The following is a 17,320-nucleotide window of genomic DNA, read 5'->3' on the forward strand; positions in this document are numbered from 1 at the left end:
GGGCGCGCCGCCGCGATCTATCGGCTCGACTCCAGCAGCGGCTCCAAGACCGGCCAGACATTGTCGAGTATCCGCGGCTGCGCCTCGGCGGTCGGGTGCAGCCCGTCGGCCTGCATCAGATCCCAATTCTCGGCCACTCCGGCGAGTAGATCCGGCACCAAGGGGACGGATTCGGCCTCGGCGACCTCCCGAAACACTGCTTGAAAGCCGTCGGTGTAAGCCGCACCGTAGTTGGGCGGGAGGCGCAAGCCGGTCAACAGGACGCGGCTGCCGGAGGTCCGACTTCGCTCGATCATTTGGATGATGTTGTTGCGGATGACCTCGAACCCCAAGCCGCGCAAGCCGTCATTCGCACCGAGCTCGATCAAAACCAAGGTGGGTGCATGTTCGTCGAGCAGCGTCCCGAGCCGCGTCAGCCCCCCGGCCGTCGTATCGCCCGAGACACTCGCATTGACGACGCGGAAAACCATTCCACGCTCGCGCAGACGCTCTTCGAGGAGCGATACCCAGCCGCTCTCGCGATCCAAACCATAGCTCGCACTCAGGCTGTCGCCGAGGACCAGGATGACCGGTGGAGCGGCCGGCGCGTCGGTCGTGGTTTTTCCGAGCGTCAGGGCAGGCAACAACATACAGGTCAGCAGGAGTAAACGGATCATGTCGGGACAAAGACCTCGGGCCGTGTCGAAAGCGGTCGCAGTGGGGAAGCATGTTACGGGGCCAGCCGGCGGCTTGACCATCTTGGAACGCCTCGACCTTGAGATCCAAGCCGGCGAGGCGGTGGCCATCCTCGGTGCTTCCGGTTCGGGTAAGTCCACATTATTGGGGCTCTTGGCCGGTCTCGACAGTGCGACCTCGGGCGAGGTGTGGCTGTGCGGCCAGCGCGTCGACGATCTCGACGAGGACGGACGCGCGGCCCTGCGCAGCGGGCGCGTTGGCTTCGTCTTCCAGAACTTCCAGCTCCTGCCGACGCTGACAGCCCGCGAGAACGTGCTGCTGCCGCTTGAGCTCACCGGAACGCGCGACGCCGCCCGCCGTGCCGACGAGGCCCTGGATCGGGTCGGTCTGACCCCGCGTGCCCGCCACTATCCGCGACAGCTCTCGGGTGGGGAGCAACAGCGTGTCGCGATTGCTCGGGCCTACGCCCCGCGACCCGAGGTGCTGTTCGCCGACGAGCCGACGGGGAACCTGGACCAGGTCACCGGCGAGCACATCATCGATCTCCTCCTGGACCTGCGCAGCGACGCCGGTGCGGCACTGGTGCTGGTCACCCATGATCCACGACTGGCCGAGCGCTGCGATCGTCGTCTGCATATGAACTCCGGCCACCTGGAGCAAGGCGCGTGAAGACCTGGCGGATTACCCTGCGACTGCTCGGCCAGGATTGGCGTAGCGGCGAGCTCTATCTGCTCGCCTCGGCCCTGATTCTGACCGTCGCCGCCATCACGGCGGTGGGCTTCTTTACCGATCGCGTCGAAAGCGCCATGGCCCGTCAGGGCGGGGAGCTGATCGCGGCGGATCTCGCCTTGGAGTCGGCCACCCCGCTGCCGTCCGAGTACCGGGAGCAGGCGGACCGCATGGGTCTAACGACCGCCCGCATCATCGAGTTTCGCAGTGTGGTGGTTGGTGGGGAGGGGCCGCAGCTCGTCCAGGTGAAGGCCGTCGATGACGCCTACCCCCTGCGCGGGCGGCTGAGCATCCGCGATGCGCTCGATGCGCCTGATCGCGAGGTCGAGACGGGGCCTCCGCCCGGCGAGGTCTGGGTCGAGTCGCGTCTCTTGCCCTTGCTGGGTGCGGGGCTCGGCGACGAGGTCGGTCTCGGTGAGTCGCGTCTGCGCATGGGCGCCATCCTGAGCAACGAGCCGGACCGAGGCGGTGCGCTCTTTGCTCTGGCCCCGCGGGTCATGCTGAGCCAGTCCGATCTCGCGGCGACCGGGCTGATCACCGAGGCGAGCCGGGCCGAGCATCGCCTCTTGATCGCCGGGGAGGCTGCGGCCGTCGAACGGTTCAAAAGGGCTATCGAAGCCGATCTGCCGGCCAATATCGACTTGATCGACGGCAGCACCGCCCGGCCCGAGTTCGAGTCCGCGGTCGATCGCGCCTCGCGTTTCCTGCACTTGGCTACCCTCGTCACCTTGCTAGTTGCCGGGGCCGCGATCGCGCTGGCCAGTCGTCGTTTCGTCGAGCGCCAGACCGACGCCGTCGCCGTGATGCGTTGTCTGGGTGCGCCCAATCACCTGCTGATGCGGGTCTTCACCATGCGCCTGGTCCTCTTCGGGCTCATCGCCAGCTTGATCGGCTGTCTGCTCGGCTGGCTGGGACAGCTCGGGCTCATGAGCCTGTTGTCGGAGTGGTTTGCGGCGGATCTGCCGACCCCCTCGCTCGCACCCGTCGTGGTCGGCGTAGCGACGGGTCTGGTCGCGCTCTTGGGCTTTGCGCTCCCGCCGCTGTTTCAATTGGCGCAGGTCTCGCCCTTGCGTGCGCTGCGGCGCGACCTGGGTGCTCCGCGCGGATCGGCCATCCTCACGGTGGTCGGTGCTGCGTCGGCCTTGGCCCTCTTGATCGTCTGGCAGGCCGATGACTTCCAGCTGGCCTGGAAGCTGATGGCCGGTGTGCTCGGCGCCGTTGCGAGCCTGGTCATCACGGTCCTCGTCCTGGTGCGTCTCGCGGGCGGGCTTGCCGGGCGTGCTCGCGGGGTCTGGCGACTCGGTCTGGCGGCACTGGCGCGACGTCCCTCCGCGGCCGTCCTGCAGATCTCCGGCTTGGGGTTGGGCATCCTGGCCCTGCTGCTGCTGGCCGTGGTGCGTGTGGATCTGCTCGAGACCTGGCAGGAGACCTTGCCCGAAGGTGCGCCGAATCATTTTCTGATCAACATCCAGCCGCAGGATGTCGAGCCATTGGGCCGGTTCCTGCGCGAAGGGGGGCTGGGCGAGTCGGCCATCTACCCGATGATCCGCGGCCGACTGGTGCGGATCAACGACCGCGAAATCGTCCCGTCCGACTACGAGAATCCGCGTGCCGAGCAGCTCGCCTCGCGCGAGTTCAACCTGAGCCAGGGCGCGGACCTGCAATCCGACAACCGCATCGTCGCCGGTACATGGTGGCCCGATGCGGATGCCTCCCCGCAGTTCTCGGTGGAAGAGGGCATCGCCGAGACGCTCGGTATCGCCTTAGGCGACGAGATCACCTTCTTGGTCTCCGGGCGCGAGATGAGTGCCCCTGTGACCAGTTTGCGCGAGGTCCAGTGGGACAGCTTCAACGTCAACTTCTTCGTGATCTCCTCCCCGGCGCTCCTGGGCTCGGAACCCGCGACCTTCATCACCAGCTTCTACCTCCCCGACGATCGTGAGACGCTTGTTCCGGAGCTGGTCAAACGCTTCCCGAGCGTGACCCTGCTCGACGTTGACGCCTTACTGACGCAGGTCCGTCAGGTGGTCGACCGCGGCGTCATGGCGGTGGAATACGTCTTTCTCTTCACGCTCGCGGCCGGGATCCTGGTCATGTACGCCGGCATCCAGGCCAGCCTGGAAGAGCGCCGACTTGAGCACGGTATCCTGCGCACCCTGGGCACGGGTCGCCGCGCTTTGCTGACCAGTCTGGCCGTGGAGTTCACCGCAGCCGGCATCCTCGCGGGCGCGCTCGCCTCCGTCTTCGCCGAGCTGACCGGCTGGCTGCTGGCCGAACAGCTCTTCGGTCTGACCTTCAGCTTCAACCCCACACTCTGGCTGGTCGGCGTCTTCGGCTCCGGCGCCTTGATCGGAATCGCCGGAACCTTGGCAACCTATCCGTTGCTGATTCGCCCGCCGTTGCAGACTCTGCGGCAGGCGGGATAGCGGATTGTCCGATTCTCAGCGCGTTTCTTCTGTGTTGTCTTCTCTAAACGCAGAAGCGCCGAGGTAGCTGAAGAAGATCTCATCCCGTTGCCGGAATCTTTTGCGGAGACCCTGACCGGGGGCTTCTCGCGGATCGTCTCCTGAGAACTGCATCGGTTATTCTTTAACTGTAAGGTTGTTTTGAGATCGGCGAGGGTAGCCCGACACCGTACGGAGGGGCCCGCATGAGGATCGATTGGACACCCGCGGAGGCGTTGGCGTTCGCCTGCCCGGTCTGCCGTTCGGACGGCGTCAAGCGGTCCGTGTTGGCGGTCGAGTCGCCGTTCAACACCCAGGACCCTTTGCGGCTGCACGCCTGCGATGTGTGCGGAACCCTCAGCTTTCCGGGGCTGACGCCCCCTGCCTACGAAGATGACGGAGCGGCTGCGGATGCCGGTGCCGACACGTCCCTTTCGCGGGCCGCGATCAAGTTCTATGTCGAACAGGGTGCGGCGCCCGATACCATGGTCGAGCCTCTGTTTTGGTTCGATCACGCCGATATCGGACGTTACGCGGAGGTTGGCTGCGGCTTCGGGTTTGGTCTGGACTTCGCCCGCGAGGCACTCGGTTGGGAGGTCCGCGGGTTCGATCCCTCGCCGCTTGCGCGCGCCGGGCGGCGATTGCTGGATTTACCCGTGACCTCCGACTATCTCGGGCCGGAAACCTTGCGCGGGGAGGCGCCGGTCGATGTGCTGTTGGCCTCCGAGGTCATCGAGCATGTCGTGGACCCGCACCGTTTCCTGGACGACATCACCCCGACCTTGTCTCCCGACGGCTGGTTGGTGATCAGCACCCCGAATGCCGCCGGGGTCAGTCGCGAGGCGTCCTGGGGCGCGCTTCTGCCGATCTTGACGCCCGGATATCATTTGGTGCTATTCAGCGAGGCGGCGCTGAGCCTGCTGCTTGAGGCGCATGGCTTCACGCAGGTTCGAATCCGAGCGTCGGAGACGAACCTGACGGCGCTCGCCTGCCGTCGTCCCAGGTCTTGCGACCTTTCGCGGACACTCGATCGTGCGCTCTACCGCGACTATCTGAAGCGCCGAGTCGGCGCCCTGGATCCGGACGAGCCGCTCGCGCACGGGTTTTCCGGCCGCTTGATCAAAGAGTGGGTCAATGCGGGCGACATCGAGGCGGCGCAGGCGGAGTTCCATCGTCTGGCCGGCACCTACCGGCGTCGTTACGGAATCGATCTCGACCGCCCCGAGACGGTCTTGGTCGAGCCGATCAAGGCCGAGAGTTTCCAGCGTTTTGCCGCCGCGACCCCGGCGAATCTCTGCGGTCTGGCCTATCGCAGCGCCTTCATCGCGCTGCGTCACGCAAACGATCCGGAACGGGCGTTGGCGGGTTTCGAGCTCGGCGAGCGTGCCGGAGTCGCGCTGCGCGAGGCGTTGCAGTCGATCGGCTCGGACGACGGCGAGACCGAGCATCTCGTCGAGCTGTGCCGGCTCGGCGTGTTGGAGTCTTCGATCCGCGTGGCCCCGTCCGAAGCTCCGATGCGCTTGAAGGCTGCCCGCGAGGCATTCGTCGGAACCGACGGCGACGGCTTGCGCGCGTCGCGTCGTTTCGAGATCGCGGTGGAACACTGCTTCGTTGATCTGGTCTTCGGCGGTGCATACGCAGCGGCGAATGCCTTGGCCGGCGCGCGTTGCGCGCGAGGGTGGGACGCGCCGGAGGCATTCGACCGGGAGTCAGACCCAGCGACCGACCTCGCGCCGCACGAACGGGCGCGTTCCTGCCACGCCCGTGGATTACTGGCCCTGAACGATCGAAGCGATGCGGCGGCGGCGCTTGTGTGGTTCCGCGCTGCCGGCGAGTATCTTCGGGTTGCGACCGTCTCCGACGGTGCGGTCGAGGATCTGGCGGGAGCGATCGAGATGGCCCGCTTCTCGGCGTGGGCTGTGGCCGAGCCCGCGGGCGCTGCGCTTGAATGTGCGGAGCGCTTGGCCGCGACCCCGTCGCCCTCCGCGCAGCTGTTCGGCCTTTGTTGCGAGGTCTTTCAGCGCCTGATCCACGGTGGGGCTTATGCCGAGGCGGCGACGCTCGAGCCCGCCATCACAGATCGACTGAGCCTCGCGCCCGAGATGTTGTCGGCGGAGCTGGCCTTCGTGCTCGGGATTCTCGCGTTGAATCATGCAGCGGGCCCGGTCGATGCCTTCGGGTGGTTTTCGCAAGCGGCGCAGTTGGCCCCTCCCGAGCACCCGCTGAAGGAGCTCGCCCTCTTACATGCACGTCGCGCCCGGGCGGCAGCCGGTATTGAAGACGCGGGCATCGGTTCAGAGTCGCGCACGTCCGAATAACCCTAACCACGCAGTCAGAAAGGATCCGATATGGGTTTGCGCGACTTCCGTCAAACGCTCACTAGGCGCCGAATCCGCAACTTCATCGAGCACCGAACCTCTTGGATGCGGGTGCGTCTGGCGCGGGATCCGACCTGGGTCGTGCAGCGCTGGGGCGGCGACGGCGGATTGGCCGGGGCCAAGCGGATCGCTGTTTTCGTCCATTTCGACGACAAGGGCCTGGTACATCCGTACGTCCTCTTCTATCTGGAGCAGTTGCGGGAGGCCGGCTACAGCATCCTGTTCGTGACCAACAGCCCTCGGCTGTTGCCGGCGGCGGTCGATGTCTTGCGGACGCGCTGTGGGTTGATCCTACGGCGGCGCAACCGAGGGTATGATTTCGGGGCCTATAAGGATGCATTGCGCGAGATTCCGGACCTCGCCGCGCTCGACAGCCTGATCCTCGCCAACGACAGCGTCTACGGGCCGTTTCACGACTTGAGCGCGCTCCTGGAAAAGGCAGGCCCGAGTCAAGCCGACATCTGGGGAATCACGGATACCTTCCAACACTACTATCACCTTCAGAGCTATTTCCTGCTGATCCATCGCCCGGCCTTGGCGGCGACCGAGTTTCATCGGTTCTGGAAGGATGTGTGCTATACCCAGTCGAAAGAGTTGGTCGTGCATCATCATGAAATCGGTTTCTCGCGTCGTATGCTGGCTGCCGGACTGCAACTGGAGGCGCTCTATCCCTACCGCACGGTAGCGATGGAGCTGATCGAGGACCTACAACGCCGGTCGTACGACAATCCCGACTGGGCCGCCGGCTTGCCGCAGCGCGATTATCTCAAGTGGTTGTTCGAGGCCCTGATGGCCGGTATCCCGGTGAATCCCAGCCACTTCTTCTGGGAACCCTTGTTGCGTCGGCATGGCTACCCCTTTCTGAAGCGTGAGCTGCTGACCCGCAATCCCTGCAGCGTGCCGTTGACCCAGTACTGGGAGAGTGCAGTTCGCCAGGTCAGCGGATACGATACCCGCTTGATCTCTCGACACCTGCAGCATGTCCTGCGCGATCGCAGCATCTGACCGGAAACCGAGACTCCCGCGCCGAGTCTGAGTTTATGATCAACGCCGCGCCGCGCTCAGCCGCCGGACCGGGCTATCGTTCTAGGAGGCGTACGCCATGAAAGCACTGCCGAAACAGATATTCTCGGGGCTTGCCGCACTCTTGATCTGCGCGACGGGCTATGCCCAGATCACCCCTTCCTGTTGCGAATCCTCTCGACCGGACACCGAAGTCGATGCGACCGAGCGAGCGCATCCCGGCGCCGGTGTCTTCTCCGATGCTGTCGCTTCGGACACGGATCCCGAAGTCCTCTACCGGCGCGCGGCCGATCACGAGACCTGGATGCGCGAGCACCTGATGCCGGCCGGCGGGGTCATGTCCGGGCAGTTCACGGACGACACCTATACGCAGGTGAAGAGCTACGGCGGCGAGCGGGATCCTGCGATCTGGACCGGCGCCTATCTCGCCGCGCAGGCCCTGCGGTTGGAGGCGACGGGTGCGGCCGATGCGGCCGATCAGCTCGCCGAGACGGTCAGGGTGCTGCATCGATGGTGGCGGATCTCGGGCGATGCGGGCTATCTCGCCCGTTTCGCGGCGCCCGCCGACAGTTCGGACGCGATCTTGGCCACCTTGCCGGCCGGCGACCCGGAGGTCATTCGGGACGTCCCCTACGAGGATGCGCTCTGGCACTGGCGCGGCCGGGTCAGCCGGGATCAATACCAGGGCGTACTGCTCGGGATGTCGCTGGCCTACGAGGCGACATCGGATCCCGGCATCCGTCAGCTCATCAGAGAAGACGTTGCGACCTTCGCCGAGCAGCTCATGCGGCGCGAGCGCAAGCGCGTGAAGGTCATCATCAACGGGTCGAGCAACTTCTCGACCACGCTCGAGCTACAGCATGCGGTCTACACCGACGACGAGACCCCTGACGGAATACCCATCCTCAACGTTCGCACCAGCCCCTTAGAGGTGGAAGCCTCCGGGATGGTGGTGTTTTGGCCGAACCCGAGCGAGTTCATTCGCCAGATCCCGGGTCTGGGCTGGCTACCCGATGTGCTTCTGCCGAGTCAGGCGATCCAACTTGCCGCGGCCTTCCGGGTTGCGCTGCAGGTCACCGCCGGCGTTCCGGGGTACGAGGCGCGTCATGCCGCGCTGTTGGCCCATTACGACGAGCAGGTCGACGACTGGCTCGACATCGCGACGGGTTGGGAGAACACCAACGAATGCGGAGAGGCCTACTACGGTCTCAATGTCGCTTTTATGCCGATGTACAACTGGGTCAGACTGGAGGACGACCCGGTGCGGCGCGCGCGACTGCAGCGCGATGTCCTGCGCGATGCGCTTTGGTCTGCGGTCGAGGATCATAAGAACGTATTTTTCGCGTTTCTCTATGCCGCTCAGGCAGCGCCCGAGGATGCCGTCGAGGCCGTGATCGAGGCACATCTGGCCCAGCTCGCGTTGTTCCCGAACCCCCCTCAAACGGCGGAGCCGATCGACGTGCGTTCCGAATATCCCGCGGATCCGGAATGTCCCGGACTGTCTGCCGTCGCCACCGATGTCGACGATCGACCCGGCGCCACCTTCGTTTGGGAGCGCCAGCCCTGGAAGCTCGTCGATCCCGGAGCGCCCGAGTTCGCATTCGCGGGCGTCGATTATCTCCTGGCGTACTGGCTCGGGCGTCAAACCGACTTCATTGAAGGGAGCGGGCGCGTCACGGCCGCGAAGGCGGGTACGGGTGACGGGACCATCACCTCGAGCCCGCCCGGCATCGACTGCGGCAGCACCTGCGAGGGCGACTTCGATCTCGGATCCGAGGTTTTTCTACAAGCCGTTGCATCGCCCGGCTCGGTTTGGACCGGTTGGTCCGGTGATCCATCCTGCCCCTATCTCCATCCGCTGGAGGGGGCGACCGACTGCGTTGCAACCTTTGAGTCATTGCCAATCGGCGAGACACGGATCGAGGCGGCAGTGCTCCCGTATGCCCGCGCCGTCGGTATCGGCGAGACCGCAACCGCCTTCGCCAGTCTCATTAACAGCGGTGACACGACGGCCACCGACTGCTCGATTGCACCGCCGGGCGGTCTGCCCGTGACTTTCACCTATCAGACGACCGATTCCGGCAACGCCTTGACCGGTACACCGGATACACCGGTGGAGATCCCGCCGGGGGCGACGCAAGGGTTCGTCTTCGGCATCACACCGAGCCTGGCCCTGGCTGCGACCGAGATTGCGCCGGTGTTCGACTGCACGAATACGGCGCCGGCGTTGAGCTACGCCGGGCTGAATACCTTCATCCTCTCGGCGGCGGCAACCGCGCCGCCGGACCTCCTCGCGATCGGCGTGACCCCGAGCGGGGACGGCGTGGTGCGGCTGCCGAGTCGCGACGGCACCGGGTTCTTCGCGACCGCGGCGGTAAACATCGGCAGTGCGGGCACGGTGAGGGTCGGCGTCGACGACGGTGGTCGCGCCCTGCCGCTGGCCCTTCGCGTGTGCGAGACGGATGCCGCGGGGACCTGGCTGGTATGCGGCGACAGTTTGTTCCGCACGATCGGGGCCGATCAGACGGTCTACTACACCGTCTTGGCCAGCGGAAACGGGCAGCCGATCGCCTTCGATCCTGCGATCAACCGACTCTTTCTGCGTTTCGAGGCAAACGGGACAACCGTCGGGGCGACCAACGTGGCGGTCACTACGCCCTAGGCGCGAGTGACTTCGTCCAGAGTCGGCGGGGCGAGAGCCGCGAGGAACCCTGTCTTGGCCTGCGCAGACAGCGGGTGGCCGAACGGCTGGACCTGTGCAGCGACGAGTGCCGAAATGCGAGGAGACGGCTCGGTATGAATGCGATGTGGTTCGCAGGCAGACAAAAGGCGGGTCGCCCCGCCTTTCGGTCCGCTCTTCTGGAGGTGATCGCGCCGAGGCGCTTACATCGAGCTCAGGTCCTTCGGACCTAGGCCTTGACCCAGTCTCCGAAGTTGTCCGTATTCTTCTCTTCGCCGTCCCCGTAGCCGGCCTCGTAGGCCTCGGTGAGGCGCTGCTCTTCGCGCTTCGGGTTCTGGAGGAAGCCGCACTGCCAGCCTTGGATGTACTCGTCGTCGACACCGAGTTGTTCCATTTTGGTTACAGCGTCGTAATAGAACTGGTTCATGTCCGCTCTCCGGGCTCTTATCGTTGACGAAGGGTCGGCTTGGAAAGGCCTTGCCTTCAAAAACCTTAATCTTATTGGCGACGTGGATTCGGGTGCGTCGACCCGGACCCTCGGGTCCTCTCTCGAGTCTCGTATGGAGCCTAGCCCGCACAACCCGCATGGTCATGAGGGGGCGAGAAGGGCTATAAGAATACAGCGTTTTTCTTATGTGTGACAAGGCGATCGCGCACCCGGTTGCGCGCGTATTGCATCAGGTCCTGGCGTTGCCTTGTGAAGCCGAGCGCTAAAACCCACTCTCTTTCCAACTCAATTGCGGTGGTCGCCCGATAACGGGTCGCCTTCGCCCCGGGGTCTCGCGGACGAGGCCCTTTCGCACCAGGCTCAAGAGGAAGACGACCCGCTATGCGTCCAGCCCAGTTGCTCCGCGTCCTCGAGCGCGAGTTTTCGAGTACCGCGGAAGGTCACCACACCCCGGTCATGCTCTGGGGCCCTCCGGGTGTCGGAAAGTCGCAGATGGTGGCGCAGATCGCCGAGCGTCATCGGGTGCCCATGATCGATATCCGCCTGTCGCAGATGGAGCCGAGCGATCTGCGCGGGATCCCGTTCCGCGCCGGCGATCGGGTAGAGTGGGCGATCCCCGCCATCCTGCCGGACGCCGACCGACATGGGCCGGCCGGAATCCTCTTTCTCGACGAGATCACCTCGGCGCCGCCGGCGGTTTCGGCGGCGGCCTACCAGTTGATCCTGGATCGCCGACTCGGCGAGTATCAGGTTCCCGAGCGGTGGGCGATCTTCGCGGCCGGCAATCGGCAGGGTGATCGCGGCGTGACCTACAGCATGCCGTCGCCGCTCGCCAACCGCTTCTCGCACTTCGAGGTCGAGACCCATCTGGACGACTGGGTTGCTTGGGCCTACGCGCAGGGCATCGACGAGCGTGTCATCGGCTTTCTGCGTTTCCGTCCGGAGCTGCTGTTTGATTTCGACCCGGCCCACAACCCGGTCGCCTTCCCCTCGCCTCGCTCCTGGGAGTTCGCGCACCGCTGTCTGAAGAAATTCGAGGACATCCCCGAGCTGCTGCAGGGCACCTTGCAGGGTTGTGTCGGGCCGGCGGCGGGGATCGAGGTCGCCGCCTTCGTCGACAGTCTGGATCAAATGCCCGATCTGGATGCCATCCTGGCGGGCGAGGTCGTGCCTGTCCCGCGCGAGATCGATCTGCAATACGCCGTCGCGGCTGCACTGGTCGGCCGTGCCATCCGCGCGCAGGCGGAGCCGGACAAGGATCGGGTGATCGGCAACATCCTCGCTTACGCAGGTCGTTTTCCGCAGCGCGAGATGGGTGTCATGCTCGTGTCCGATCTGCACCGCGCGGTCGGAAATAGCCTCTTCGAGGTACCGGCCTTCGCGGATTGGGCCGCCGTCGTTGCCGGCGTGATGCTCTATGAGTAGCGGTGTCGGTGCCACAGGCTGCGCCGTCATATCCGATACCGAGCGGCAAGCCATCGAGACCAAGCTCGCGGCAGCCCGGACGCGCTTGATCCTGGACAAGCCTTTCCTCGGCGCCTTGGTGCTGCGTCTGCCGATGCATGCCTCGAACCCGGATTGGTGCCCGACGACGGCCACCGACGCGCGCGCCTTCTACTACAACCCCGAATACATTCAGAGCCTGAGCCTCGACCAGACCCAGTTTATGCTGGCGCACGAGGCCCTGCATTGTGCACTGTCGCATTTCGCTCGGCGGCAGCATCGCGTCAAGCACAAGTGGGATCTCGCTTGCGATTACGCCATCAATCCGCTCTTGATCGACGAGGGTCTGAAGCCCCCGCCGAATGCCTTGGTGATGCCGCCCTACAAGGGCATGACCGCCGAAGAGATCTACCCGCTCATCGACGACAATGACGAGTCCGAGACCCTCGACACGCATGCCTACGATCGCGACAACCAGCAGGGCGGCAGCCGGTCCGGGATGAGCGAGAAGGATCTCGATCGCATGCCCGAGCAGCCACAAGAGCAACAGGGCGAGTCCGAAGCCGGGCAGGGGACGACACGCTCCTCGCAACCGAACCAAGCCGACGGGTCCGACGGCGGCGTGGGCAAGCCCGAGCCCTTGACCCCGGACGAGCAAGAGACCCTCTCTGTGCAATGGCAGCAGCGTCTCGCAGGGGCTGCGCAGCAGGCCGGCAAGCTCGGCGGCGAGATGGCGCGGATGATCGACCATCTCCTACAGCCGCGCTTGCCCTGGCGCATGCTTCTTGCGCGCTACATGACGGCCGTCTCGCGAGACGATTACAGCTACGCGCGCCCGTCGCGTCGCGCGGGCGACTTCATCATGCCCAGCCTGCGTAGTCATCAGACGGACCTGGTGGTCGCAGTGGATACCTCGGGCTCGATCAAGGCGGAGGAGCTGGAGGAGTTTATCGGAGAGATCGACGCGCTCAAGGGTCAGGTGCGTGCTCGTGTGACCCTCTTGCCCTGCGATGCGGCCTTGTGTGAAGGTGCCCCCTTTCGGTTCGAGCCTTGGGAGAGCTTTCAGCTGCCCGAGGCGATCCGCGGCGGCGGTGGTACGAGCTTCCGACCGGTTTTTCAGTGGATCGATCGGGAGGGCGTCCGCCCGGATCTGCTGGTCTACTTCACCGATGCGCAAGGCGAGTTTCCACCGGCCGAGCCGGCGTTTCCGGTGATCTGGCTCGTGAAGGGGCAGGGAAAGGTGCCCTGGGGGCAGCGGATCCAGCTCAACTAGTGCTGAATCGCGTTCGGGGTGGCAGGGTTTGTTTCGAGGTCGATGTAGCGAATGCGTGAACAACGACCTCGGTGCGACGCGATTCAGGAGATTTTTTGTGTTCGGGACGCGCCGCCGGAACGAAGCCCGCGTGTGGTGAACAGCTTTACGTCGACGAAAACCTTAGATGGTTCGCGCACGGCGCGCGCTTTCAGGAACTACCAGGTACGCATTGCGTCTCACGAAACCATGATGATCCGGATGTTTCTCGGTCGGTGTCGACGGTTCGCGCTCGGCGGGCTTGCGTGCTTGGCGGTCATGTCCACGTCGATATCTATGCCGGTCTCGGCCGATGCCTACAGCCTTCCCGATATGGGCAGCTCGTCGGACAGCATGATGACCCGGTCCGCCGAGGCGCGGCTCGGAAAACTTTTCATGCGCAGTGTGCGCAACGCCCTGCCCGTCCTGGACGATCCGCTCGCGACCAGCTACATCGAATCCTTGGGCACCGCCTTGGTGGAGTCTGATCCGACCGCCGGGGGAAACTTCACCTTCTTCGTGATCGATGAGCCGGTCGTCAACGCGTTCGCGGGTCCGGGTGGTTATATCGGCGTCTATTCCGGGCTGATCTTGGCGGCGGAGACCGAGAGCGAGCTCGCGGCCGTGATGGCGCATGAGATTGCGCATGTTACCCAGCGCCATTTGATGCGCTCGTTCGAGGACCAGAGCAAGCTCAGCCTTCCGACGACGGCCTTGCTGATCGCTGCGGCCGTCCTCGGCGCGCAGGTCTCGCCGGATGCCGGTGTCGCTGCGATCGCGGGAGTGCAGGCCGCGGCGCTTCAGCGCAGGATCAACTTTACCCGCGACAACGAGAAGGAGGCCGATCGGATCGGGATCCAGACCCTGGCCGGTGCCGGTCACGACCCCTTTGCGATGGCCGGCTTCTTCGAGCGGCTCGCCAAGGCGACCCGCGTCTACGAGTCCAACGCGCCGGAGTTCCTGCGCACGCATCCGGTGACGGCCGACCGAATCTCGGATTCGCTCGGGCGAGCCGAGAGTTTCGGCGTGCGTCAGCGTCCGGATAGCCTGGGGTTTCAGCTGACGCGCGCCAAACTGCGCGAGCGATCCTATCGGAGGGCCGAGCAGTCCGTCGCCCATTTCGAGGACACCTTGCGGGGAGGACGCTTTCGCGAAGAGATCGCCGAGCGTTACGGCTATGCCCTCGCCCTGCAGCGCGCGCGACGGTTCACCGAGGCGAAGCGCGAGAGCGACAAACTCATCGCAGCTCATCCGAGCCGGGCCGAGTTTATCGTCCTGGATGCCGAGCTCGATTCGGCACTCGGAAAGGGAGCGGAGGCTCTGGCGCACCTCAGGCAGGCCGTGAGCCTTTTCCCGAGCCAATGGCCGTTGCGCGTCGCTTACGCCGAGGCCCTCACGACGGCCGGTCAGCCTGCACGTGCGCTCGATGAGCTGAAGGCCGTGGCCAGGGTGCGGCCGGCCAATGCAATGCTCTACGAGATGATCGTGCTGGCGGCGACCCAGGCGGGCGATCAGACGAGTGTCGATCGCTATCGCGCGGAGAAGCTTTATGTCGAGGGGGATCTCGAGCCTGCCATCAGGCATCTCGAGCTGGCGTTGCGTCGACGCGACGTCCCTTATCACGACGCCGCTCAGATCCAGGTCCGGCTCGACGCCTGGCGCGAAGAGGAGCGCGACGAGAAGAAGCGAGGCGGAAATCCCCTGCGCGCCGCGCCCTTGAGCCTGCGATGAAGTGCGTTCCAAGTCCAGTTGGAGTGCGGTAACATTGTCCGGGCGTGGATGTCGGGAAAGCGCTCCGACGCGTCGGATCCGGCATCCGGCATGACCGTGGCGGGTGGCCTGATCCGGCCAGCCCGTGCAGTGGATCAATAATAAGATCGAGAAGAAGTGGAGGATTTCACCGTTCACACCCCACGCGGGTCGGATCGGGTTGAAGCGGGCTTGAGCGTCCGCGTTTCACGTCCGATTTCCGGTCGCGCGCCTACTTCATCAAGGTCGTTCGACTCCCGGGATGCCCGGTTGCCCGCATCGGGCCCTGCCGGTCACTCGGGAACGTCCTCGGTGCGCCGGCGTCTGCGAACCGTCCCGACGCGTGTGATGCTTGTCGCAATCTAGACCACCCACCCATGCTCCATAGGAGATGTTCCATGATCGATGCAAAACGTCGAATCCTGCTGAAGGGTTCACTCGCCGCCGGTACCGTCGGAGTCGCCGTCGGCGCCGGTCTGCTGTCCCCCCGAATGGTCCTTGCGAGCTGGAACGAGGCGGCCTTCCATGCGAAGGATCTGCCGGCGGCCCTGACGAGTCTGATGGGATCGGATGCCACCGAGACCAGCGATACGATCAAGATCAAGGCACCGGACATTGCTGAAAACGGTGCAGTCGTGCCGGTCACCGTCGAGACGGATATGGAAGGCGTCAAGTCGATCGCGATCGTTGCCGACCAGAACCAGACACCGCTCATTGCCTCGTTCGACCTCGGCGAGTCTGCGCTGCCCTTCGTCTCTACGCGGATCAAGATGGCCAAGACATCCAACGTCGTAGCCGTGGTTCAGACCGCCGACAAGCTCTACAGCAACGCCAAGGAAGTGAAGGTCACCATCGGCGGCTGCGGCGGCTGATCGAATCGATTCCCGCGGGACACGGCATAGACACCAAATTCGAGGTATACAGAGATGTCAGACATCAAGATCCGCGCCAAGCTCAAAGACGGCGAAACCGAAGTCAAGTGCTTGATGAGCCACCCGATGGAAACCGGGCTGCGTAAGGACAGCAAGACCGGCGAGCTGGTTCCGGCACACTTCATCCAGGAAGTCGTCTGCAAATCCAAGGATCAGGTCGTGATGACCGCCAATTGGAGCGGCGGCGTGTCCAAGAACCCCTATCTCGCATTCAAGTTTGCGGGCGGCGCGGCCGGGGATCCGATCGAGGTCACCTGGACGGACAATATGGGCGAAACCCAGAGCGCAACCAGCGAGATCTCCTGATCTCCGGATCGTCTATCCGGGCACAGGGATGTGCTCAGGTCGCCTCCGATATCCTGCTGCGCAATCGCGACACCTGCTCGAGCGTATGCCGGTCCGCAAGCGGTCCGTTGTAGAGACCCGGGGCCCCCTGCGGGCGACGTCTAAAGCGTTTGTACGGCCAAACGTATTGCTCAGGGCAGATCGAGACACACTGCTCGATCCCTTTGTTGAGCGCAGTCGCCGCCTCGATATCGTCCGCGCTGTCGATTCCGGCCGGAGCCGGGATGCAGTGCATCCTGAACCCCTTCGCCCCCTTCATCCGTTCGGCAAACATGAAGATCACGGGCGCGCCCGTGCGGCGCGATAGTCGGTTGACCAAGAGCATGGTAAAGGCCGGAATCCCGAAGAAGGGTGCGAAGACAGCGCCTTTGTCGGCCTTGGGCTCCTGATCGGGTAAGATACCGACATAGTCCCCGCGTTCAAGCGCCTGGACCAGGACCCGGATGCCCTTCGCCGTGATCGGTGCGAGCTCGGCTCCGCTGCGGGCGCGAGAGGCCAGAATCATATCGTCGAGATATTTCTGCGGTTTGTAGAAAATCGCTGTCGGACCTTGTGCCGCGAGGTGCAATCCGGCCAACTCCCAAGCGCCTAGATGCGGGGAGAGGACGATCAAGCCCTTACCGTCGCGCCGCTCCAGCAGTTCGCCCCCTCTGACCTCGCGGACCAGTGCGAGCACCTCATCCGCCGGGCGCAACCACAGATGTGCGATCTCGACATAGGTCTTGCCGAACTCCCGCAGATTTCGGTTGCGCAACCGGATCTGTTCCTTCCCGTCGAGATCCGGAAAGCAGAGTGCGATATTCACGAGCGCGTTGCGTCGTTGCTTGTTGGGCCATAGACCGATCAGCAGCCCGATGGCCGAGCCGAGGCCGTGTGCTGTGCCGAGCGGTAGCCGGTTCAGTAGACGCATGAGGTTGCGCACCAAGGCATCCTTTATGTCTGCGCTTCTTGGTCCTTCGACAGGTTGCCTCTTGTGCCCCAAACCGATCTCCTTTGAGTCTTCGCGCCCTGCCGATCCTTCTCGGATACAACGCTGCGTTGCGCTTCGGATTCGAACGATAGATCCGAGTCGCTTGTTAAACTGCCCGGAGCCGCTGACCGCCATCGGGTACCGCCGGGATGCTCTCCGGTTCAACGGCACTCCGCCGGGATGCGATGCGGCGATCAATCACAACAACAACAA

Annotated in this window: 13 protein-coding genes; 10 read left to right on the forward strand and 3 right to left on the reverse strand. The window is 64.5% G+C overall.

Translation table 11 applies throughout. The annotated features are described in order from the left end of the window. Positions 1-17: 17 nt before the first annotated feature. On the reverse strand, positions 18-656 hold the full coding sequence (locus LT988_RS15985; protein ID WP_232406534.1) for an arylesterase: 639 nt from the start codon (positions 654-656) through the stop codon (positions 18-20). Here LT988_RS15985 and LT988_RS15990 point away from each other — a divergent pair. The 5 genes from LT988_RS15990 to LT988_RS16010 all read left to right on the forward strand — a co-directional run bounded on the left by LT988_RS15990 (position 655) and on the right by LT988_RS16010 (position 9,911). Beyond that, positions 655-1,344 carry an ABC transporter ATP-binding protein gene (locus tag LT988_RS15990; protein WP_232406535.1) on the forward strand — a complete coding sequence of 230 codons (690 nt, stop codon included), beginning with the start codon at positions 655-657 and terminating at the stop codon, positions 1,342-1,344. The two genes, LT988_RS15985 and LT988_RS15990, sit on opposite strands and share 2 nt — an antisense overlap. Then, positions 1,341-3,830 (forward strand): ABC transporter permease, encoded by a 2,490-nt coding sequence (locus tag LT988_RS15995; RefSeq protein ID WP_232406536.1) that lies wholly within the window; start codon positions 1,341-1,343, stop codon positions 3,828-3,830. The genes LT988_RS15990 and LT988_RS15995 overlap by 4 nt, the downstream gene beginning before the upstream one ends. A 224-nt stretch (positions 3,831-4,054) precedes the next feature. Then, complete coding sequence (locus LT988_RS16000; protein ID WP_232406537.1) at positions 4,055-6,166, forward strand: class I SAM-dependent methyltransferase; 2,112 nt, start codon at positions 4,055-4,057, stop codon at positions 6,164-6,166. A 30-nt stretch (positions 6,167-6,196) separates the two neighbouring features. Next, on the forward strand, positions 6,197-7,231 hold the full coding sequence (locus tag LT988_RS16005) for a rhamnan synthesis F family protein (RefSeq protein ID WP_232406538.1): 1,035 nt from the start codon (positions 6,197-6,199) through the stop codon (positions 7,229-7,231). A gap of 97 nt (positions 7,232-7,328) precedes the next feature. Then, the gene (locus LT988_RS16010) at positions 7,329-9,911 is read left to right on the forward strand and encodes a hypothetical protein (RefSeq protein WP_232406539.1); all 2,583 of its coding nucleotides are present in this window, start codon (positions 7,329-7,331) and stop codon (positions 9,909-9,911) included. Between the two features lie 247 nt (positions 9,912-10,158). Here the strand turns inward: LT988_RS16010 and LT988_RS16015 are convergent, their stop codons facing one another. Then, positions 10,159-10,356 (reverse strand): Alvin_2107 family globule sulfur oxidation protein, encoded by a 198-nt coding sequence (locus LT988_RS16015; RefSeq protein ID WP_093031698.1) that lies wholly within the window; start codon positions 10,354-10,356, stop codon positions 10,159-10,161. A 402-nt stretch (positions 10,357-10,758) separates the two neighbouring features. On the opposite strand from LT988_RS16015, the gene LT988_RS16020 reads away from it, so the two are divergent. The 5 genes from LT988_RS16020 to soxZ all read left to right on the forward strand — a co-directional run bounded on the left by LT988_RS16020 (position 10,759) and on the right by soxZ (position 16,098). Next, positions 10,759-11,802 (forward strand): AAA family ATPase, encoded by a 1,044-nt coding sequence (locus LT988_RS16020; RefSeq protein WP_232406540.1) that lies wholly within the window; start codon positions 10,759-10,761, stop codon positions 11,800-11,802. Next, positions 11,795-13,093 carry a vWA domain-containing protein gene (locus tag LT988_RS16025; protein ID WP_232406541.1) on the forward strand — a complete coding sequence of 433 codons (1,299 nt, stop codon included), beginning with the start codon at positions 11,795-11,797 and terminating at the stop codon, positions 13,091-13,093. Before LT988_RS16020 ends, LT988_RS16025 begins: the two co-directional genes overlap by 8 nt. 297 nt (positions 13,094-13,390) lie before the next feature. Beyond that, the gene (locus LT988_RS16030; RefSeq protein ID WP_232406542.1) at positions 13,391-14,842 is read left to right on the forward strand and encodes a beta-barrel assembly-enhancing protease; all 1,452 of its coding nucleotides are present in this window, start codon (positions 13,391-13,393) and stop codon (positions 14,840-14,842) included. 416 nt (positions 14,843-15,258) lie between these two features. After that, complete coding sequence (soxY, locus tag LT988_RS16035) at positions 15,259-15,732, forward strand: thiosulfate oxidation carrier protein SoxY (protein WP_232406543.1); 474 nt, start codon at positions 15,259-15,261, stop codon at positions 15,730-15,732. Between the two features lie 54 nt (positions 15,733-15,786). Further along, a complete protein-coding gene (gene soxZ / locus LT988_RS16040) occupies positions 15,787-16,098 on the forward strand; it encodes a thiosulfate oxidation carrier complex protein SoxZ (RefSeq protein ID WP_232406544.1) in 312 nt (103 codons plus the stop codon). 34 nt (positions 16,099-16,132) lie between these two features. On the opposite strand, the gene LT988_RS16045 is transcribed toward soxZ, so the two are convergent. Further along, positions 16,133-17,059, reverse strand: a complete 927-nt coding sequence (locus LT988_RS16045) for a lysophospholipid acyltransferase family protein (RefSeq protein ID WP_232406545.1) — start codon at positions 17,057-17,059, stop codon at positions 16,133-16,135. Positions 17,060-17,320: the final 261 nt, after the last annotated feature.

Origin of the sequence: Thiocapsa bogorovii (assembly GCF_021228795.1) — a bacterium.
Lineage (GTDB): Bacteria > Pseudomonadota > Gammaproteobacteria > Chromatiales > Chromatiaceae > Thiocapsa > Thiocapsa bogorovii.